Consider the following 19,660-nt stretch of genomic DNA (forward strand, 5'->3'; position numbering starts at 1 on the left):
TCTTATGTGCCTGCGAGGGCCCGCCTCAGCGGACGAAGAGTTTGTAGACCAGCTTCTGGATGGCCTTGCCGTAGGGTGGGTAGATCATCTTCGCGGCATTGAAGCGCTGTTTGATGAACACGCCCTTGGCCTTGCTGAAGGTGAGGAAGCCTTCATGGCCGTGATAGTGGCCCATGCCGGAGGGGCCGACTCCGCCGAAGGGCATGTCGTCCTGGGCTACGTGCAGCAGGGTGTCGTTCAGGCACACGCCGCCAGAGTGGGTCTCGTTCAGTACGCGTTGCTGTTCGCGCTTGTCGTAGCCGAAGTAGTAAAGCGCCAGCGGCCGCGGACGGTCGTTGATGTAGGCGAAGGCATCGTCGATGTTCGAGTAGGTCACCACCGGCAGCAGCGGGCCGAAGATCTCTTCCTGCATCAGTTTCATGTCATCCGTGGCGTTAAGCACCAGGGTGTGCGGCAGCCGGCGGCCCTGCGCTTCGGGGAACAGCGGGACCAGGTGTGCGCCCTTGGCCTCCGCATCGGCTAGATAGCCCTTGAGGCGGCCCAGTTGGCGTTCGTTGATGATGGCGGTGTAGTCAGGATTGTCGGCCAGCTTCGGGAAGAAGGCCTGGACCGCCAGGCGATAGGCTTCGACGAATTCCTGGGCGCGCGCCTTGGGTACCAGCACATAGTCCGGCGCCACGCAGGTTTGCCCTGCGTTCAGGGTTTTGCCGAAGGCGATACGCTCGGCGGCATGGGCCAGTGGCACGTCGTGGGAAACGATGGCCGGCGATTTGCCGCCCAGTTCCAGGGTCACCGGCGTCAGATTTTCCGCCGCCGCGCGCATCACGTGCTTGCCGATGCTGGTGGCGCCGGTGAACAGCAGGTGGTCGAAGGGCTGCCGGGAGAAGGCCACGCCCACGTCCGCCTCGCCCAGGACAACCGCTACCAGGTCTTCGGGAAAGATCTGCGCCAGCAGGTCCTTGAGCAGCTGCGAGGTGGCCGGGGTGGATTCACTCATCTTGATCATCACCCGGTTGCCCGCTGCCAGCGCCCCCACCAGCGGGCCAATGGCAAGGTACAGAGGGTAGTTCCACGGCACGATCACGCCGACGACGCCCAGCGGCTGATACACAACCTTGGCGGAGGCAGGCTGGAACGCCATGCCGACACCGCGCCGCGACGGCTTCATCCATCGGCGGATGCGTTGGGTCGCGTATTGGATACCGTGCAGGCTCGGCATGATCTCGGCGATTCGGGTTTCATCCGCCGAACGGTTGCTGAAATCTTCGGAGATCGCCGCGATCAGCGCTTCCTGCTGGCTGAGCAGCAGTGCTCGGAGCGACTTCAGCCACTGGATGCGCTGCTCGGCACTGGGCATGGGGTTGGCGCGGAAAGCCTCGCGCTGGTGCTGGAAAAGGCTCTCCAGCGAGCTGATCTGCTGCTGGCTTTGTTGCAGGTAGGCGATGTCGGCGACCATGCTTCGGCTCCTATGCGGGCCTTGATATTTTGGTGTCGCTGGATTTTTAGAGCAATTACTCTAGCCTGTCAAATGGCAGGCCTGCCGTAGTGTCTGGCCGCAGCCCAACGAAAAGCTGGGCAGGTGCTTGTGAGGGAACACCGGGTGTTTCCTTGCAGCCACGCGGTGTACCTTTGGCGCTCGCCATGCCCCACCGATTGCAGGATGAATTGCCAGATGGCCCCACGACCCAAGACCCGCGACCGTATCGTCCAGGAGAGCCTGACGCTGTTCAACGTCCAGGGCGAGCGCAACGTGACCACCAACCATATTGCCGCGCATCTGGGCATGTCGCCGGGCAATCTCTATTACCACTTCCGCAACAAGCAGGAGATCATCGCCGAGCTGTTTGCCCTTTATGAGGCCCAGGTCGACGACTTCCTGCGCCTGCCAGAAGGCCGGGAGGTGACGGTGGAGGACAAGACCTTCTATCTGGAGGCCTTGCTCGCGGCCATGTGGCAGTACCGATTCCTGCATCGCGACCTGGAGCATTTGCTGGAGTCCGATCCCGAGCTGGCCGCGCGCTACCGGCTCTTCGCTCAACGCTGCCTGGACCATGCCCAGCTCATTTACCGGGGTTTCGTGCATGCCGGAATCCTGCTGATGAACGACGCTCAGGTCGAAGCCCTGACCCTCAATAGCTGGATCATCGTCACTTCCTGGGTACGCTTTCTCTGCACGACTCGCACTGAGTCGGCCGATCTCAGCGAGGACATGCTGCGCCGAGGTATCTACCAGGTGCTGGCGCTGGAGGGCGGTTATCTCGCGCCCGAGGTGCAGCCGGCGGTGCGGGCGCTGTACGAGAGGCTGTACGTGCCGTTGGAGCTGGTAATCCCGGATTGATCCAACCAACCTTGGCTGTGCGGGCCGTGACATCGCTGCGATGGCTATAGCGTTGTGACCAACCCCACCATCGCTGGAGCGGTACCTCCAACCCTGCCAGGAAATCGCAGGTGGTTTTTCACAGGGCGAAACCCGGCATATAGCAGCCCTTGGTTGCAATCAGCCTCGTAGCTTCGATTGGCCTCTCAGCCAGGTGGGGATCCGCCGTTCCAGGTAGTAGGCCGGAGTCTTCGGCGTTCCCTCGATGAACCCCACGTGCCCGCCATTTGGGTGCAGCTCCATCTGGGTGCTGGCGGACAGCTCATGGGCCTCCGGCAGACTGTGGCGGAAGACGAAGGGGTCGTCGGCGGCCTGGATCAACAGGGTGGGGATGCGGATGCCGCCAAGGTAGTAGCGGCTGGAGGCCCGGCGGTAGTAGTCCTGAGCATCGGCGAAGCCATGCAGGGGGGCGGTGATGCGGCCGTCGAAGTCCCAGAAAGTGCGCAGCCCGTCGAGGGGGCCGAGTTGTTCCAGGGTAGAAAGATGGTCCGATTGTCCGTGGTAGGCGAAGTGGCGCTGCTTGCTCTTCACGTAGGCCACCATCTCGCGCATGAAGTGCGCCTGGTAGACCCGCGAGAACCCCAGGCCGATGCGGTCGGCACACTGATCGAGGCGATAGGGCACCGAGACCGCCACGGCAGCTTGCAATGGGCAATCGTCAGCTGTTTCGCCGAGATACTTGAGCAGCACGTTGCCCCCCAGCGAGAAACCAACGGCATAGAGCGGCGCCAGTGGGCGACTGGCACGCAGGTGCGCGACCGTGGCTGCGAGATCCTCGCTGGCCCCGGAGTGGTAGCTGCGAGGTAGCAGGTTGGGTTCGCCCGAGCAGCCGCGCCAGTTGATTGCGATGCTGGCCCAGCCTTGGGCGGCCAACTTCTGCTGGAGACCGAGAACATACAACGAACTGGAAGAGCCGGTGAGCCCATGCAACACCAGCACCAGCGGGGTGCTGGCTTCATGGGGGCCATACCAGTCGAGGTCAAGGAAGTCGCCATCCTCCAGCCACAGTCGCTCGCGCTGCCGCTCAAGCTGCGGCGGGGTGCGGCAGAACGGCGACCAGAGTGTCTGCAGGTGCGGCCCAGGCAGCCACCAGGCGGGCAGGAATGCTGCCCGGCTGGCATCTGGGTTGAATTGGAATGAGGTCATCGGACGTACCCAACTGTCAGGTTGGTCTGCCCGCACTCAGGTCTGGCGTTGCCAGAGGGCGTAGTACACCTGGCCAGTTTTCTTCTCGCGGTGCAGGCGCCAATTGCCCGGTAGGCCGAGTGTCGAAGGCGGGGTCTCGCTTTCGGTATAGACCCAGGATTGGGGGGCCAGCCAGCCCCGACTTTCCAACAGGTCGCAGACAGGCGACAGCAGGCCTTTATGGAAAGGCGGGTCGAGGAAAACCAGGTCGTAAGTCGTGGGCGACTGGGTGTCGAGGTAGCGCAGGGCATCGCTCTGCAGCAGTTGCCCGCGCTCGCAGCGCAGCACGTCGAGGGTGCTGCGCAGAGCGGCGACCGAGTCGGGGTTGAGGTCCAGCGCCAGTGCTTCTGCGGCACCGCGCGAGAGCGCTTCCAGGTACAGGGCGCCGCTGCCGGCGAAGGGGTCCAGCACACGGGCACCCTCGATATAGGGCGCCAGCCAGTTGAACAGGGTTTCGCGCACTCGATCCGGGGTTGGGCGCAGGCCCGGACCATCGGGGAACGCGAAACGGCGCGAGCGCCATTCGCCGCCGATGATGCGCAGCTGGCCCTGGCCGCCGTGAGAGGGTTTGGCAGGTCTGGCGGTTGGCTTGCGCATCAGTGCTCCGGTACGCCGCTGGGCAGCGCGGCGGGTTTGTCGGTGGGAGGCGGGAGCTCCTTCTGGGCGACGGTCGGGCCGGCGGTGACGATGACGAAGTCATCCGCGCTGAGGTGCTTGGCCATCGCCGCCTTGACCTCGGCGACATCGAGCGCCTGGACTTGCCGCATGAAGTCTTCCAGGTAGGTCAGCGGCAGGTTGTAGAAACCGATGGCGCCGAGCTGCCCGACGATGTCGGCATTGCTCGCGGTGGATAGCGGGAAGCTGCCGGCCACCTCACGCTTGGCATCGTCCAGCTCCTTCTGGGTTGGCCCCTCGGCCAGGTACTGGCGGACAATGTCCTGCACCAGCTTGAGCGTGCCCTGGCTCAGTTCGGCGCGGGTCTGCAGGCCGATCATGAAGGGGCCGCGCACCTGCATGGCGGTGAAACCCGAGCTGACGCCGTAGGTGAGACCGCGCTTCTCGCGCACTTCCTCCATCAGGCGGGTGCCGAAGCCGCCGCCGCCGAGGATCTGGTTGCCCAGGTAGAGGGCTGCGTAGTCCGGGTCGTTCCGATCGACGCCGAGCTGGGCGAGCATCAGGTGGGTCTGCTTGGAGGGGAACTCGATATGGGTCAGGCCGGCCTTGGGCGCATCTGGTTGTGCCACTTTGGGCAGTGCCGGGCCTTTGGGCAGAGCCTGGGAGACCTGGTTGGCAATGGCCTCGGCATCTGCGCGGGAGAGATCTCCGACCAGGGCGATCACCACGTTACCGGCCGTGTAGGCCTTCTGGTGGAAAGCCTTCAGCTGAGCGGGGGTAATGCCGGGGATGGACTGCTCGTTACCATCGCTGGGGTGAGCATAAGGGTGTTGGCCGTAGAGCTTATCGAACAGTTCCAGACCAGCGAGCTTGCCGGGGTTCTGCTTCTGGTACTCAAAACCGGCCAGAACCTGATTCTTGATCCGTGCAAGCGCGTCTTCCGGGAAGGTGGGAGCACCCACAACCTGGGTGAACAGGTCGAGCGCCGGCTGGCGCTGCTCGCCAGCGGTCAGGCTGCGGAGGCTGGCGACGGCCATGTCGCGGTAGGCACCGTTGCCGAATTCGGCGCCCAGGCCTTCGAACCCCTCGGCGATAGCAGTGACGTCCTTGCCGGCGACGCCTTCGTTGAGCATGGCATTGGTCAGCATGGCCAGGCCGGGTACACCGGCATCCTGGCTGCTGCCAGCGGCGAAGGTCAGGCGCAGATCGAACATGGGCAGCTCGGGGGCGGCTACGAACAGCACCTTGGCACCCTCTGGCGTCTGCCAGCTCTGGATCTCCAGGGCGCGGCGACCGGGCGCCTTGCCGTCGAGTTCAGCGAGGGACTTCAAACCCTCGACCTGGGTCTGGGCAGCACTTTCAGTGGTGGCTGGGGCCGGGCGGCTGGCGATGAATCCCAGCACGCCGAGCAGGGCGATCAGGGCGATGCCGAGCAGGCCGTAACGCAGGCCGTTGCGCTCACTCATTGGGGGCTTCCTCGGGCAGGATGTGGGCGACGCTTAGGCGGTCGCGGGTAAAGAAGGTCTTGGCGGCGGCCTGGATGTCGGCCGGGGTTACGGCCTCCAGGGCTTTGAGGTCCTGGTCCATCAGCTTCCAGGACAAGCCGACCGTTTCCAGCTGGCCGATAGTGGTGGCCTGGCTGGTGATGGAGTCACGCTCGTAGACCAGGCCCGCAATCGCCTGGGCACGAACCCGCTTGAGCTCTTCGACGCTTGGCGGCGTTTTCTGCAAATCTTCCAGCTGGCGCCAGATGCCAGCTTCGGTCTGCGCGAGGGTTTTGCCCTTCTGCACGTTCGGCGTAGCGCTGATGACGAACAGGCTGTCGCCGCGGGGGAAGGCGTCGAACCAGGCGGAAGCGCCGCTGACCAGCTCTTCGCCCCGCTCCAGACGGCTCGGCAGGCGTGCGCTGTAGCCGCCGTCGAGCAGGGTGGCGATCAGGCGCAAGGCGTGGACCTGGCGGGGGTCCTTGGCGGTGGACAGGCCAGGCACGTTGAAGCCCATCATCAGGCTCGGCAGCTGGGTGCGCACGTGCAGGTTCAGGCGGCGCTCACCGGGTGCACCCAGTTCCAGCGGCTGCTTGGCTACCGGGACAGTGCGCTTGGGAATCGAACCGAAGTAGCGCTCGGCCAGGGTCTTGACCTCGTCCAGAGTCACGTCGCCGACCACCACCAGGGTGGCGTTATTCGGTGCATACCAGGATTCGTACCAGTGGCGCAGCTCCTCCACCTTCATGCGGTTGAGGTCGGCCATCCAGCCAATGGTGGGGATGTGGTAGCCGCTGGCCGGATAGGCCATGGCCTTGAAGCGCTCGAAAGCCTTGGCCGTCGGCTTGTCGTCGGTGCGCAGGCGACGCTCTTCCTTGATTACCTCGATCTCGCGCTTGAACTCCTCTGGCGGCAACTTGAGGCTGGCCAGGCGGTCCGCCTCCAGCTCGAAGGCCACCCCCAGGCGATCGCGGGCGAGGACCTGGTAATAGGCGGTGTAGTCGTCACTGGTGAAGGCGTTTTCCTCGGCGCCTAGTTCGCGCAGGATGCGCGAGGCTTCGCCGGGTCCGAGCTTGCGGCTGCCCTTGAACATCATGTGTTCGAGTGCGTGGGAAAGACCGGTCTGGCCCGGGGTTTCGTAGCTGGAGCCGACCTTGTACCAGAGCTGGGAGACCACCACCGGCGCGCGGTGGTCTTCGCGCACAACGACCTTCAGGCCATTGTCCAGGGTGAACTCGTGAGTGGGCTGGTTGTCTGCTGCCAGTGCCGCAAGCGGCAGGCTGAGCACGCAATACAGCAAGCCGGCGGCTTGGCGGGCGATCGCTTTCATCGATGTATTTGACCTGTCGGACGGCCCCGGCGGTCGTACCGCCTGCGGGCGAAGAGGTGCTAGGATACCCCATCCTTTTCCGGGGCGGCGAAGCGGGCCGGGCAAGAGCCGGCGTGGCCGCCCCCATGAGATGTAATCGACCCATGTTTGGTTCCAACGACGACAAGAAAGCTCCAGCGCCTGCTGGGGAAAAGAAATCCTTGTTCGGCTGGCTGCGCAAGAAGCCCCAGGACACTGCTCCCGCCGCTCCGGCTGAGCCGGTCGCGCCTGCCGCAACCGAGGTTCCTGCCACCGCTGTGCCTGAGGTTGCTCCTACTGTGGAGCAGGCCCCAGCAGCGGCCAGTCCAATTGCGCCTGAATTGCCCGCAGTGGCAGCGCCTGCACCACTGGTGGAGGCACCCGTGGCCGTCGAGCCTGCTGCACCTGCACCTGCACCTGCACCTGCACCTGCGGCGGCAGTGGTCTCGGAGCCAACTCCGGCAATTGAATCCATGCCGGCGCCAAAGCCGGTGGTTGATGTCACGCCGGTTGTTGTAGCTGAAGTCCCACAGGTTGTTTCGGCGGAATCCGAGCCTGCCAAGGTCGGATTCTTCGCCCGCCTCAAGCAAGGTCTGTCAAAGACCAGCGCCAGCATCGGCGAAGGCATGGCCAGCCTGTTCCTTGGACGCAAGGCCATCGACGATGACCTGCTGGATGAAATCGAGACCCGCCTGCTAACTGCGGACGTCGGCGTTGAGGCCACCAGCGTCATCATCCAGAGCCTGACCCAGAAGGTCGCACGCAAGCAGCTGGCCGACAGCGATGCGCTGTTCAAGGCCCTCCAGGAAGAACTGGCGGCTTTGCTGCGTCCGGTGGAGCAACCGCTGCGCATCGACGCAGGGCGCACGCCCTACGTGATCCTGGTGGTCGGCGTGAACGGGGTTGGCAAGACCACCACCATCGGCAAGTTGGCCAAGAAGCTGCAGCTTGAAGGCAAGAAGGTGATGCTGGCTGCCGGTGACACCTTCCGTGCCGCCGCTGTCGAGCAGCTGCAGATCTGGGGCGAACGCAACAACATCTCCGTCATCGCCCAACACACCGGTGCGGACTCCGCCTCGGTGATCTTCGATGCCGTGCAGGCGGCCAAGTCCCGTGGCGTTGACGTGTTGATCGCCGATACCGCCGGACGCCTGCATACCAAGGACAACCTGATGGAAGAGCTGAAGAAGGTCCGTCGGGTTATCGGCAAACTGGACGAAAGCGCGCCCCACGAAGTGCTGCTGGTGCTGGACGCCGGCACCGGACAGAACGCCATCAACCAGGCCAAGCAATTCCACCAGGCTGTCAATCTGTCGGGCCTGGCCCTGACCAAGCTGGACGGCACCGCCAAGGGCGGGGTGATCTTCGCCCTGGCCAAGCAGTTCGGCTTGCCGATCCGCTACATCGGCGTCGGCGAGGGGATCGATGATCTGCGCACCTTCGAGGCCGACGCCTTCGTCAAAGCCCTGTTCGCTGAGCGGGAGTCTGCATGATTCGATTCGAGCAGGTAGGCAAGCGTTACTCCAATGGCCACGTCGGCCTGCACGAACTGAGTTTCCGCGTGCGCCGGGGCGAATTCCTTTTCGTCACCGGCCACTCCGGCGCAGGCAAGAGCACCTTGCTGCGCCTGCTGCTGGCCATGGAGCGACCGACTACCGGCAAGCTGCTGCTGGCCGGGCAGGACCTGTCGCAGATCACCAACGCACAGATCCCGTTTCTGCGTCGGCAGATCGGTGTGGTGTTCCAGAACCACCAGCTGCTGTTCGATCGCAGCGTATTCGACAACGTGGCCCTGCCGATGCAGATCCTCGGCCTGTCCAAGCCGGAGATCGCCAAGCGCGTCAGCGTCGCCCTGGAGCGAGTCGCCCTTGCGGACAAGGCCGAGCTGTATCCGGCCGACCTCTCCACCGGTCAGCAGCAGCGTGTCGGCATCGCCCGAGCTGTGGTGCACCGCCCAGCCTTGCTCCTGGCGGATGAGCCCACCGGTAACCTCGACCCGCGCTTGGCGGCCGAGATCATGGGCGTTTTCGAAGACATCAATCGTTTGGGGACCACAGTGCTGATCGCCAGCCACGACCTGGCGCTGATCGCGCGTATGCGCCATCGCCTGCTTACCCTGCAACGTGGCCGCCTGATCGGCGATGGGGAGGCTGTCTGATGAGCGCTTCCCGCATGCCGCCACCCAAGCCTGCCGAACGCGTCGGCGCAGCTCCCCGAAACACCGAGTCTCCGGAACAGGTCGACGACGGCCCGGATTTCCGCACCCTGCTGCATGCCTGGCTGGAGTCCCATCGCGCCAGCCTGCTGGACAGCCTGCGGCGCCTGGGCCGTCAGCCCATTGGCAGCTTCTTCACCAGCCTGGTGATGGCGATCGCGCTCAGTCTGCCGATGGGGCTGTCGCTGCTGCTGAGCAACGTCGAGCGTCTCGGTGGTTCCTGGCAGCGTGCAGCGCAGATCTCGCTGTTCATGCATATGGACGCCAGCGAGGCCCAAGGCCAGAAGCTGCGTGACGAGATCGCGCTGATGCCGGACGTCGCTGAAGCCGAATGGATCAGTCGTGAACAGGCCCTGGCCGAATTGCAGCAGCAGTCGGGCCTGGGCGAGGCGCTCAAGGAGTTGCCGCAGAACCCATTGCCTGGCGTGGTCCTGGTTACTCCAAGAGAAGTCGACAAAGCCGCCTTGGAAGCATTGCGCCTGCGCCTGGCTGAGCTGCAAGGAGTCCAGCAGGCTCAGCTCGACCTGGTCTGGGTAGAACGCCTTTCGGCCATTCTCAAGTTGGGCGAGCGTTTCGTCTTCGGCCTGACCGTACTGCTGGTGCTGGCTTTATTGCTGGTCATCGGTAATACCATTCGTCTGCATATTGAGAACCGCCGCACCGAGATCGAGGTGATCAAGTTGGTGGGCGGCACCGACAGTTACGTGCGGCGTCCCTTCCTCTATATGGGGGCGCTGTACGGCGTCGGTGCAGGCTTGCTGGCCTGGCTGGTGCTGGCGTTCGGACTGGATTGGCTGAACGATGCCGTGGTGCGCCTGGCAGGGCTCTACGGCAGTGATTTCGCCCTGGCTGGCGTACCGGCAGCTGATGGTTTGTCCCTGCTGCTGGGCGCCGTCCTGCTTGGTTACATCGGTGCGTGGCTGGCCGTGGCGCGCCACCTGAGCGAGCTGGCCCCGCGCTGAAACTGATCAGTTCGACAGGATTTTTCCAGTCTGTAACGAAACTTTTACACCCCCTTGCAGTCACATAGGCCAGTGCTACACTGCGCGAGCTTTAGTGAATCGGAGGATTCGCATGACCACTTCCCTGCAACCTGTCTATGCCCTGGCCCCCGGTGCGAACCTGGAGGCATACGTGCATGCGGTCAACGGCATCCCGTTGCTGACTGTCGAGCAGGAGCGCGATCTGGCCGAACGCCTCTTCTATGAACAAGATCTGGAAGCGGCACGGCAAATGGTGCTGGCGCACCTGCGCTTCGTCGTGCACATCGCCAAGAGTTACTCCGGCTACGGTCTGGCCCAGGCCGACCTGATCCAGGAAGGCAACGTCGGCCTGATGAAGGCCGTCAAGCGCTTCAACCCGGAAATGGGTGTGCGCCTGGTGTCTTTCGCGGTGCATTGGATCAAGGCCGAGATCCACGAGTTCATCCTGCGCAACTGGCGGATCGTCAAGGTCGCGACCACCAAGGCGCAGCGCAAGCTGTTCTTCAACCTGCGTAGCCAGAAGAAGCGCTTGACCTGGCTGAACAATGACGAGGTCCATGCCGTAGCCGACACTCTCGGTGTGGAGCCCCACGAAGTTCGCGAGATGGAAAGCCGGTTGACCGGACAGGACATGGCCTTCGACCCAGCGTCGGATGCCGATGACGATGCTGCTTTCCAGGCGCCTGCGCACTATCTGGAAGACCATCGTTACGATCCGGCTCGCCAGTTGGAGGAGGCTGACTGGAGCGACAGCTCCACGGCAAGCCTGCACGAGGCGCTGGAGGGTCTGGACGATCGGAGTCGCGACATACTCTACCAACGCTGGCTGGCCGAGGAGAAAGCGACCCTGCATGACCTGGCCGCCAAGTACAACGTTTCCGCTGAGCGTATCCGCCAACTGGAGAAAAACGCCATGAACAAGCTCAAGGGCTTTATCGAGGCGTAAGCGTGAAACCAGGAGAAGCCGCACCGCAAGGTGCGGCTTTTTTCATTCCGGAGAAAAACCAGTCATGCCCATGCCGACTCTGCGTTCGAGCCATCTGCTGCTGTTCGTTGGAGTCGCGGTTTTGTTCTTTTCCCTGGCGATGTGGATGAACCAGGCGGCGCGTGAAGCCGAGCCGCTCCCTTGGCTGGTGGACTGGAAAGCGAAGGTCATCGAGCCGCTGTCTGATGAACGCCTGACCTTGGGTGAACTGGCCGGCCTGGCGCCGGGCGAGCTCTGGCTCCAGCCGATATCCGAAGGACCGCGCCTCGCCTACCGGGCAGAGATCGACCAAGGGGATGACGCTTGGCGTCTGGAAGCCCAGCTGAAACTCAGTGAGTCCGAACTTGAGAGTCTGGCGAAGGCGTTTGGGGAGGAGGCATCCACCGAGCAACCATTGAGCGCCCAGCTGCTCGAGCAGATGGGCGCACACCAGATCGCATCACTGAATCTGGTGCCGATGGGTGAGGTGCAGGTTGATCGCCTGATCGCCAGTGTCGGTCCGCCACGCTTGCGCCTGCGCACCGCCGAGGGCGAGGCGTGGGTCTATCCGCAGCAAGGGATTAGCGTGCATGTCGTAGACGGGAAGGCGCAATTGGTGCTCCTGATGCCTCGCGAAGCGCTCAAGCGCTGAAGTCGAGGCCCAGGGGGCGGGGCGGGCGTTCTCAGAGCTGCTGGAGGTATCCGCTGCCACCCAATTGCGCCATTTGCCGGCGAATCCAGCCTCCGCGTCGTGCCACATAGCCGCTGGGGCGTGAGGCGCTCCACACACGAGGGTTGGGCAAGACGGCTGCCAACTGGCTGGCCTGCTGGCGCGACAGGCGCGCCGCGCTTGTGCCGAAGTGGTGATGGGCCGCGGCCTCGGCACCGAACACGCCATTACCCCATTCCACACTGTTCAAGTACACCTCGAGGATGCGCTGTTTCGGCCAGAACAGCTCGATCAGCCCAGTGAACCAGACTTCAAGCCCCTTGCGCAGCCAGTTGCGCCCTGACCAGAGGAACAGGTTCTTCGCCACCTGCTGGCTGAGGGTGCTGGCACCGCGCAGGTTCCCGCCGCGCTCGTTATGGGCCAATGCCGCGCGGATAGCTGGAACGTCAAAGCCCCAGTGCTCTGCGAACTTCTGATCTTCGCCGGCGATCACCGCCACCTTGAGGTCATCTGATATCTCTTCCCAAGGGTGCCAGTCGCGCTTGAGGTCGATTGGCTTGCCGTCGATCCAGGATTCGATCTTGCGTTCGACCATCAGCATTGAGCCCGGCGGCGGTACCCAGCGAAACAGCAGGACGAGCACGACCGAGCCGGCGGCGAACCAGAGCAGTAGTTGGAACAGGCGACGGCGGATGGTTTGGAACATGCTCGGCTTGGCCCGGAGAAAATTGCGCGCCATTATAGCGGCCGCCCGTCCTCCAAGGAGTGAGTCATGGCTCGCCTGTTTCTGCTGTTGTCGGCTTTTGCCGGTTTCACCGGCGTGGCGCTTGGCGCGTTCGCTGCCCATGGCCTGAGGAGTCGGCTGTCGCCTGAGTACCTTGCGGTGTTCCAGACTGGCGTGCACTATCAGCTGATTCACGCCCTGGCGCTGTTCGGCGTGGCGTTGCTTGCACTGCATGCGCCCGGCCGTCTGGTCAGTCTGGCCGGCGGTTTCTTTGCTCTCGGCATCCTGCTGTTCTCCGGCAGCCTTTACCTGCTCACCCTCAGCGGCATTGGCAAGCTGGGCATCATCACACCCGTCGGTGGCCTGGCATTCCTCGCCGGCTGGCTGTGCCTGGGCCTGGCTGCCTGGCGACTGGTGGCCCGTTGATAAGCCGCTGATCTTTGCTCGCCACGTTTTCGGTCCCTTGCATAGTTGACCCTGGCGTCAAATTGCGGGACGAATGGCGTCCTTTTGCCTTGGTACGGCGAATGGATCGGGCTAGAATGCCGTCCCCTTTTCCAGTTGTGACTGCCTCGTCATGCGCATTCAGTTGAACGGCGAATCCTTCGAGTTGCCCGATGGCCAGACTGTGGCAGAGCTGATCGCTCGCCTGGATCTGACCGGTCGACGTATTGCGGTCGAGGTCAACGAGGACATCGTGCCGCGCAGCCAGCACGACACGCTGGCGCTGCGCGAAGGCGACCACGTCGAAGTCGTGCACGCCATTGGCGGCGGCTAGTCGGCCGCGTCTTGCGGCCTACCTGGCCCCTCGCGCCTTCTGCTTCAGCCTTCCCGTGCTTCGGTTTTCCCACTGCCCGCTAGGAGTTCACCATGAGCCACACGCCGATCGACAAGCCCTTTACCCTTGCGGGCCGCACCTATCAGTCGCGTCTGCTGGTGGGCACCGGGAAATACAAGGACCTCGACGAAACCCGTCGCGCAATCGAGGCCTCTGGTGCGGAGATCGTCACCGTTGCGGTCCGTCGCACCAACATAGGCCAGAATCCGGGCGAGCCGAACCTGCTCGACGTGATCTCGCCGGACCGCTTCACCATCCTGCCGAACACCGCCGGCTGCTATAACGCCGAGGAAGCCGTGCGAACCTGCCGGCTGGCCCGTGAGCTGCTGGACGGCCACAAGCTGGTCAAGCTGGAAGTCCTGGCTGACCAGAAGACCCTGTTCCCCAACGTCATCGAGACCATCAAGGCCGCCGAGGAGCTGGTCAAGGACGATTTCGACGTGATGGTGTACACCAGCGATGACCCGGTGATCGCCCGTCAGCTGGCGGAGATCGGCTGCATCGCCGTGATGCCGCTGGCCGGCCTGATCGGCTCGGGCCTGGGCATCTGCAACCCTTACAACCTGCGCATCATCCTCGAAGAGGCGACGGTGCCGGTTCTGGTGGATGCCGGTGTGGGCACTGCTTCGGACGCCACCATCGCCATGGAGCTGGGCTGCGAGGCCGTGCTGATGAACACCGCCATCGCCCATGCGCAGGCCCCGGTGATGATGGCCGAGGCGATGAAGCACGCGATCGTTGCCGGCCGCCTCGCCTACCTGGCCGGCCGTATGCCGCGCAAGCTCTACGCCAGCGCCTCGTCGCCGCTGGATGGACTGATTCGCTGAGTCTGACTGATAGGTTTTGCAAGCATGATTGAAGAGCAGGGTTCGCCGGCAGCTGCCGGCGAAGCGCGTCACCATCGCACCATCAAGAGTTTCGTGATGCGTGCCGGGCGCATGACCGAGGGCCAGCAACGCGGGCTCGACCAGGGCTGGCCGAAGTACGGCCTGGACCTGGCCGACGGCCTGCAGGACTTCGATGCCGTGTTTGGCCGCAGCGCTCCGCGGACGTTCGAGATCGGCTTCGGCATGGGGCATGCGACCCTGGAAATGGCCGCTGCAGCGCCGGAGCAGGACTTCATCGGCATCGAGGTGCATCGTCCCGGAGTCGGTGCTCTGCTCAACGGCGCCATGACCCAGCAACTGACCAATATTCGCGTCTACAGCTGCGATGCCCTGGAAGTGCTGCGTGACTGTGTGGCCGATGCCAGCCTGGACCGTGTCCTGCTGTTCTTCCCTGATCCGTGGCACAAGTCACGCCATCACAAGCGGCGCATCGTCCAGCCGGCGTTCGCCGAACTGGTGCGCCAGAAGCTCAAGGTCGGCGGCGTGCTGCACATGGCCACCGATTGGGAGCACTACGCCGAGCACATGCTGGAGGTGATGAACGTCGCCCCTGGCTTCCGCAACCTGGCTGAAGACGGCCGTTATGTTCCGCGGCCGGATGAGCGCCCGGTGACCAAGTTCGAGCGTCGTGGCGAGCGCCTTGGTCATGGCGTGTGGGACCTGAAGTTCCAACGTATCGATTGATCCCGCGCGTGGCTTTGGCCGCGCCGGGCTAGACCTACCAGACCGGGACCACCCGGCACCTCACCTGATCCGACCATAACAACGCCTGGCCAATGGGCCGGCGATATAAGAATGAGCGCGACGCGACGACAAGGGCGTCGTGAGGAGAAGGCTGTGTTGAGAACCTCTGCGTTTCTGCTGCTGGCTGCCTGCGCCTTTCAGGCTCAGGCCAAGGTCGATGCCGTCCAGGGGGCGCGCCTGGGGCAGGACCTGACGCCTCTTGGGGGCGAGCGTGCGGGTAACTCCGCCGGCACCATCCCTGCCTGGGACGGCGGCCTTGCCAGCCCGCCTGCTGGTTATACGCCCGGCATGCATCACCCCGACCCCTATGCCGGCGACAGCCTGCGCTTCGTCGTCGATCGCCAGAACCTGGGCCAGTATGCCGACCAGCTGTCACCGGGCCTGAAAGCCCTCGTCGAGCGTCACCCGGGCTATCGCCTGCGTGTGTACCCGACCCACCGCAGCGCCGCAGCACCGCAGCGCATCTATGATTCCACCCGCCTCAACGCCGAGGATGGTGAGCTGATCGCTGGTGGCAATGGAGTGCAGGGCGTGGCTGCAGGGATTCCCTTCCCGATTCCGGCCAACGGCCTGGAGGCCATCTGGAACCACATCCTTCGCTACCGCGGAGAGCAAGTGCATTTCGTCACCAATCAGGCGGCGGTGTTGGCCAACGGTAGCTACAACCTGCTCAAGCTGGAGCGCGACATCTATTTCGTCTACGGACGCGAAGGCATGACCCCCGGCGAGCTGGAGAACACTCTGTTCTTCTACAAGTACCAGGTTGCAGCCCCCGCCCGTTTGTCCGGTTCGGCCCTGGTGGTGCAGGAAACACTCGATCAGGTGCTGTCGATCCGCAAGGCGTGGCGCTTCAATCGTGGCGAGCGGCGCGTGCGGCGCCTGCCGATGCTGGCCTATGACACCTTGCAGCCAGACACCAATGGCCTGGCAACGGCCGACGTGGTGGATTCCTACAACGGCGCCCCGGATCGCTATGAGTGGGAGCTGATCGGCAAGAAGGAAATGCTCGTGCCGTACAACAGCTATGCGGTGCATCAGAAGGGGATTCCCTATGAGCAGATCCTCAAGGCCAGCTTCGTCAACCCTGATTTGTTGCGCTATGAGCTGCACCGGGTGTGGGTAGTCGAGGCAACCTTGCGCAAGGGCTTCAGCCATCCTTATGCCAAGCGCCGCTTCTACCTGGACGAGGACAGCTGGCAGATCCTGAGTGTCGACCTGTACGACAAAAGCGGCCAGTTGATCGGATTGCAGGAAAGTCACCCGATCAGCTACTACGATGTCCCCATGTTCGGCAGTACGCTGGAAACGCTGTACGACTTCGTAGGAAGTCGTTACTTTGCCGATGGTTTGGACAACAACGAACCGATGTATGATTTCTCAGCCTCGCTCAGCCCACGGGATTTCACCCCGCAGGCACTGCGGCGCGAAGGCAACTGAATTCCGGCCTGCCTGGCCATCCCAACCGCCCTTCGGGGCGGTTTTTTATTGGGCGCCGTATTGACGCAGGCCCCTGGCCGGCTTGGCGAATGAATTGGCTATGTCTGTGTTAGCTGTTACTAGCAATCAATGGCCGGGCTGAGAGCCTGGTAGGAGCGAGCTTGCTCGCGAAAGGGTCCGGTTTGCGAGCAAGAACTCGGCGTCCCCCGCTCCCAGGAGGAGGGCCGCCACCCGCAACACTCAACGCAGACAGGGCCAATGATTTCGCTCCCCGCGGAGGGCGCACGGTGCGTGCCGGGTTCAGTTGATCACCTGAGCGCCGGCCACGGTGTCCTCCGGCAGCGCAGATGGTGCCGGGCTGATCTGCAGGTACTTGATACTCTCTCTGGGAATCAGCAACAGATCGCCGTCCACTTCGAGGCGCAGGTAGGGCGATTCCAGCTGCCTGTGCAGGCTCTGGGCAAGTTGCAGCGGATCGTTGGTCTGCTGCGGGAAGCGCAGTGCCAGGCGCTGGCCGTCCTGGAAGTGCAGATAGAGATGCTTGATCGGCTTCATGGGGCGTCCTCCCTATGTCGGCGGCCTGCGGCCGCCGGGAAGCGCCGTTGGCCTCAGCTGCGATCGGCGACGATGCCGATCAGGAAGAAGACTAGTAGCAGGACAGGAGCAAGGGTGTAGTTGCTGAAGTAGGCCAATCCCTTGGCCAGCCAGGGCGTGAGGTAGATCATCGCCAGACCGTAGCCTACCGCGCAGAGCAGCACGAACAGCAAGGTGCGGAAAAGGAAGTTGAGACCGCCGATGCGTTCCTGGACCCAGGCATTGATGCCGGGCCCGAACAGCACCAGGAGGGTGGCCATGATGGCCAGGGCGATGTCGTGGAGGTGGCCGCGGCTCCAGCGCGACACGGTGGCGATCAGGTCCAGTAACACGTCCATCCGGGGTCCTTAGCAGGCGTGGTCAGAATCGATGGGGCAGACCATTCCAGAACAGGCTTGCGGCCGTCAAGGCAGGAAATGCTGCAGCAGGTCGTTGAGGAACAGCTGGCCTTCGGCCGTCGCTACCAGGCGTTGCGGATCAGCCAGCATCAGGTTGCGGGCTTCGGCTTCGCTGCGCGCCGCAGCCAGGAGCGAAAGAGGCAGGCCAGTACGCTGAGTGAACAGTGTTGCGGGCACGCCGTCCGTGAGGCGCAGCACATTCATGAGGAACTCGAAGGGCAGCTCGTCGCTGGCGAGGACGCGTTCCCCGGCTTGGAAGTGCTTGCTGCTGTCCAGGTAGTCTTTCGGCAGGCGGGTCTTCCAGGTGCGGATGATACGGCCTTCCGGGCTGCTCAGCTTGGCGTGGGCGCCGGCGCCGATGCCGAGAAAGTCGCCAAAGGTCCAGTAGTTGAGGTTGTGCCGAGCGCGCAGTCCGCCGCGTGCGTAGGCGGACACTTCGTACTGGGCAAAGCCATTCTCGGCCAGCAGGGCCTGTCCGGCCTCCTGGATGTCCCAAAGAATGTCGTCCTCCGGAAGCTCGGGCGGCTGGTTCCAGAACACCGTGTTTGGCTCCATGGTCAGTTGGTACCAGGAGAGGTGTGTGGGTCCCTGGTCCATCGCCGTGCGCAGGTCTTCGAGGGCGTCGTCGAGCGACTGGTCCGGCAGGCCGTGCATCAGGTCCAGATTGAAATTGTCGAAACCAGCCTTGCGCGCCATATCGGCCGCGCGGATGGCCTCGTCGCCGTTGTGGATGCGTCCCAGAGCCTTGAGCTTGGCCTCCTGGAAGCTCTGCACGCCGATGGACAGGCGGTTGATGCCCAGCTGGCGGTAGGCGGCGAACTTGGCCTGTTCGAATGTTCCGGGGTTGGCTTCGAGGGTGATCTCGATATCGCGGGCAAAGGCGACGCGCTGCTCCATGCCATCCAGCAGGCGGCCGATGGCGTTGGCGCTGAATAGGCTGGGGGTGCCGCCACCGAAGAAGATCGATGTCAGTTCGCGGCCGTGGATATGTTCCAGGTCGTGGTCTAGATCGGCGAGCAGGGCGTCGATATAGGCTTCTTCAGGCAGCTCGGGACCGGCTGCGTGGGAGTTGAAGTCGCAGTAGGGACACTTGCGTACGCACCACGGGATGTGAATGTAGGCCGCCAGCGGAGGCAACTGGAAGCCCGAAGCGCCACTTGTCGCTTCAGTCTTCTGGCTTGCAGTTTTCATAGCCCCAATCGCTGCTTGAGCAGGGCCATGGCGCGTGCACGATGGCTGAGTTGGTTTTTGTCGGCCGGACTCAGTTCGGCGCTCGAGCAGTCACGTTCGGGTACCCAGAACAGCGGGTCGTAACCGAATCCGTGCTCGCCGCGAGCAGCGTGAAGGATGCGTCCGCGCCAGATGCCTTCGCAGAGTATCGGCAGCGGGTCTTCGGCATGGCGCAGCAACGCGAGGGTGCAGATGAACTGTGCGCCGCGCTCGGCGTCGGGGACGCCCTGCAGCACGTCAAGCAGCTTGGCATTGTTGGCGGCATCGCCCTGGCCATCGGCGTAGCGCGCCGAGTAGATGCCAGGCGCTCCACCCAAGGCGTCCACGGCGAGGCCCGAGTCGTCCGCCAGTGCAGGCAGGCCGGACACGCGCGCTGCATTGCGCGCCTTGAGGATGGCGTTCTCGACGAAGCTGAGGCCCGTCTCTTCTGGCTCGACGTTGGTGAACTCAGCGATGGAGCGCACACGCACGCCTTCGCCGAGCATGGCCTGGAGTTCTTTGAGTTTGCCGGCGTTGTGGCTGGCCAGCACCAGTTCGTTGAAGTGCATCATTCGTCGGGGAAGAATTCCTGGTCGAAGCTGAAACTGTGCTGTGGCTCGTCGCCCCGCTGAACGTTGAGAGTGAAGTTCAGCATTTCACGCTCATCGAATGGAAACTGGGCGAGGTAATAGATGGCCTCGCCTTCGGTCACCTGTTTGAACTGCAGTTGGGTAATCTGGCCGAGCAGGTTCTTCACTTGGCCACTGACCTGGGCGGTACTGGCTTTGCCGGCCTTGAGTACGGCGACGTTGACCACGCCCTGGCTTTTGCTGCGAACCAGTCCGACTGTGGCGGCGATGTCCGGCTGCAGGAAGCTTGAGTTGAACGCGTTGTAGTGCACTTCGAGATCGCCAAAGCTTTGCTTGCGCTCGGCGGCAGCCGGCAGGGCCAGGCAAATGGCGATGAGGAACAGGGCTAGGCGACGCAT

Annotated in this window: 22 protein-coding genes; 11 read left to right on the forward strand and 11 right to left on the reverse strand. The window is 63.6% G+C overall.

What is annotated here, in order from left to right; genetic code table 11:
- Positions 1-25: 25 nt before the first annotated feature.
- On the reverse strand, positions 26-1,456 hold the full coding sequence (locus OXH74_RS09740) for a coniferyl aldehyde dehydrogenase (protein ID WP_375741038.1): 1,431 nt from the start codon (positions 1,454-1,456) through the stop codon (positions 26-28).
- Between the two features lie 216 nt (positions 1,457-1,672).
- On the opposite strand from OXH74_RS09740, the gene OXH74_RS09745 reads away from it, so the two are divergent.
- Positions 1,673-2,338, forward strand: a complete 666-nt coding sequence (locus tag OXH74_RS09745; RefSeq protein ID WP_375741039.1) for a TetR/AcrR family transcriptional regulator — start codon at positions 1,673-1,675, stop codon at positions 2,336-2,338.
- Between the two features lie 159 nt (positions 2,339-2,497).
- Here OXH74_RS09745 and OXH74_RS09750 read toward each other — a convergent pair whose 3' ends face one another.
- Genes OXH74_RS09750 through OXH74_RS09765 form a run of 4 tightly spaced genes read right to left on the reverse strand, consistent with a single transcriptional unit; the run spans position 2,498 to position 6,991 of the window.
- Positions 2,498-3,523 (reverse strand): hydrolase, encoded by a 1,026-nt coding sequence (locus OXH74_RS09750; RefSeq protein WP_375741040.1) that lies wholly within the window; start codon positions 3,521-3,523, stop codon positions 2,498-2,500.
- Between the two features lie 36 nt (positions 3,524-3,559).
- Positions 3,560-4,159 (reverse strand): 16S rRNA (guanine(966)-N(2))-methyltransferase RsmD, encoded by a 600-nt coding sequence (rsmD, locus tag OXH74_RS09755; RefSeq protein ID WP_375741041.1) that lies wholly within the window; start codon positions 4,157-4,159, stop codon positions 3,560-3,562.
- A complete protein-coding gene (locus OXH74_RS09760; RefSeq protein WP_375741042.1) occupies positions 4,159-5,643 on the reverse strand; it encodes a M16 family metallopeptidase in 1,485 nt (494 codons plus the stop codon). The genes rsmD and OXH74_RS09760 overlap by 1 nt, the downstream gene beginning before the upstream one ends.
- Entirely contained in the window at positions 5,636-6,991 is a 1,356-nt protein-coding gene (locus OXH74_RS09765) for a M16 family metallopeptidase (RefSeq protein ID WP_375741043.1), read from the reverse strand. Before OXH74_RS09765 ends, OXH74_RS09760 begins: the two co-directional genes overlap by 8 nt.
- A gap of 143 nt (positions 6,992-7,134) precedes the next feature.
- Between OXH74_RS09765 and ftsY the strand changes: the two genes are divergently transcribed.
- The 5 genes from ftsY to OXH74_RS09790 all read left to right on the forward strand — a co-directional run bounded on the left by ftsY (position 7,135) and on the right by OXH74_RS09790 (position 11,823).
- A complete protein-coding gene (gene ftsY / locus OXH74_RS09770; RefSeq protein ID WP_375741044.1) occupies positions 7,135-8,502 on the forward strand; it encodes a signal recognition particle-docking protein FtsY in 1,368 nt (455 codons plus the stop codon).
- Positions 8,499-9,167, forward strand: a complete 669-nt coding sequence (gene ftsE, locus OXH74_RS09775; RefSeq protein ID WP_215377446.1) for a cell division ATP-binding protein FtsE — start codon at positions 8,499-8,501, stop codon at positions 9,165-9,167. The genes ftsY and ftsE overlap by 4 nt, the downstream gene beginning before the upstream one ends.
- Positions 9,167-10,186 carry a permease-like cell division protein FtsX gene (ftsX, locus tag OXH74_RS09780; RefSeq protein ID WP_375741045.1) on the forward strand — a complete coding sequence of 340 codons (1,020 nt, stop codon included), beginning with the start codon at positions 9,167-9,169 and terminating at the stop codon, positions 10,184-10,186. Before ftsE ends, ftsX begins: the two co-directional genes overlap by 1 nt.
- A gap of 112 nt (positions 10,187-10,298) precedes the next feature.
- Complete coding sequence (gene rpoH, locus OXH74_RS09785; protein WP_375741046.1) at positions 10,299-11,153, forward strand: RNA polymerase sigma factor RpoH; 855 nt, start codon at positions 10,299-10,301, stop codon at positions 11,151-11,153.
- 64 nt (positions 11,154-11,217) lie between these two features.
- Entirely contained in the window at positions 11,218-11,823 is a 606-nt protein-coding gene (locus tag OXH74_RS09790) for a hypothetical protein (protein WP_375741047.1), read from the forward strand.
- Between the two features lie 31 nt (positions 11,824-11,854).
- Here OXH74_RS09790 and mtgA read toward each other — a convergent pair whose 3' ends face one another.
- Complete coding sequence (gene mtgA, locus OXH74_RS09795) at positions 11,855-12,547, reverse strand: monofunctional biosynthetic peptidoglycan transglycosylase (RefSeq protein ID WP_375741048.1); 693 nt, start codon at positions 12,545-12,547, stop codon at positions 11,855-11,857.
- Between the two features lie 66 nt (positions 12,548-12,613).
- Here mtgA and OXH74_RS09800 point away from each other — a divergent pair, with 66 nt between their 5' ends.
- The 5 genes from OXH74_RS09800 (at position 12,614) to OXH74_RS09820 (ending at position 16,471) form a co-directional block, all read left to right on the forward strand.
- Positions 12,614-12,991, forward strand: coding sequence for a DUF423 domain-containing protein (locus OXH74_RS09800; RefSeq protein WP_375741049.1), 378 nt, complete (start codon positions 12,614-12,616; stop codon positions 12,989-12,991).
- A 151-nt stretch (positions 12,992-13,142) separates the two neighbouring features.
- On the forward strand, positions 13,143-13,343 hold the full coding sequence (gene thiS / locus OXH74_RS09805; RefSeq protein WP_215377456.1) for a sulfur carrier protein ThiS: 201 nt from the start codon (positions 13,143-13,145) through the stop codon (positions 13,341-13,343).
- Between the two features lie 92 nt (positions 13,344-13,435).
- Positions 13,436-14,230 carry a thiazole synthase gene (locus OXH74_RS09810; protein ID WP_375741050.1) on the forward strand — a complete coding sequence of 265 codons (795 nt, stop codon included), beginning with the start codon at positions 13,436-13,438 and terminating at the stop codon, positions 14,228-14,230.
- A gap of 24 nt (positions 14,231-14,254) precedes the next feature.
- Positions 14,255-14,974, forward strand: a complete 720-nt coding sequence (gene trmB / locus OXH74_RS09815) for a tRNA (guanosine(46)-N7)-methyltransferase TrmB (protein WP_375741051.1) — start codon at positions 14,255-14,257, stop codon at positions 14,972-14,974.
- A 156-nt stretch (positions 14,975-15,130) separates the two neighbouring features.
- A complete protein-coding gene (locus tag OXH74_RS09820) occupies positions 15,131-16,471 on the forward strand; it encodes a DUF1329 domain-containing protein (protein WP_375741591.1) in 1,341 nt (446 codons plus the stop codon).
- A gap of 300 nt (positions 16,472-16,771) precedes the next feature.
- On the opposite strand, the gene OXH74_RS09825 is transcribed toward OXH74_RS09820, so the two are convergent.
- The 5 genes from OXH74_RS09825 to OXH74_RS09845 form a co-directional block, all read right to left on the reverse strand.
- Positions 16,772-17,026 carry a hypothetical protein gene (locus tag OXH74_RS09825; RefSeq protein WP_375741052.1) on the reverse strand — a complete coding sequence of 85 codons (255 nt, stop codon included), beginning with the start codon at positions 17,024-17,026 and terminating at the stop codon, positions 16,772-16,774.
- Positions 17,027-17,079: 53 nt separating this feature from the next.
- Positions 17,080-17,403, reverse strand: coding sequence for a DUF3392 domain-containing protein (locus tag OXH74_RS09830; RefSeq protein ID WP_375741053.1), 324 nt, complete (start codon positions 17,401-17,403; stop codon positions 17,080-17,082).
- Between the two features lie 66 nt (positions 17,404-17,469).
- Positions 17,470-18,654 (reverse strand): radical SAM family heme chaperone HemW, encoded by a 1,185-nt coding sequence (gene hemW, locus OXH74_RS09835; protein WP_375741054.1) that lies wholly within the window; start codon positions 18,652-18,654, stop codon positions 17,470-17,472.
- Positions 18,651-19,244, reverse strand: a complete 594-nt coding sequence (gene rdgB, locus OXH74_RS09840; protein WP_375741055.1) for an RdgB/HAM1 family non-canonical purine NTP pyrophosphatase — start codon at positions 19,242-19,244, stop codon at positions 18,651-18,653. Before rdgB ends, hemW begins: the two co-directional genes overlap by 4 nt.
- Positions 19,241-19,660 (reverse strand): DUF4426 domain-containing protein, encoded by a 420-nt coding sequence (locus tag OXH74_RS09845; RefSeq protein ID WP_215377475.1) that lies wholly within the window; start codon positions 19,658-19,660, stop codon positions 19,241-19,243. The genes rdgB and OXH74_RS09845 overlap by 4 nt, the downstream gene beginning before the upstream one ends.

It is taken from the genome of Metapseudomonas boanensis (assembly GCF_042232855.1).
In the GTDB taxonomy this organism is placed as follows: Bacteria; Pseudomonadota; Gammaproteobacteria; order Pseudomonadales; family Pseudomonadaceae; genus Metapseudomonas; species Metapseudomonas boanensis.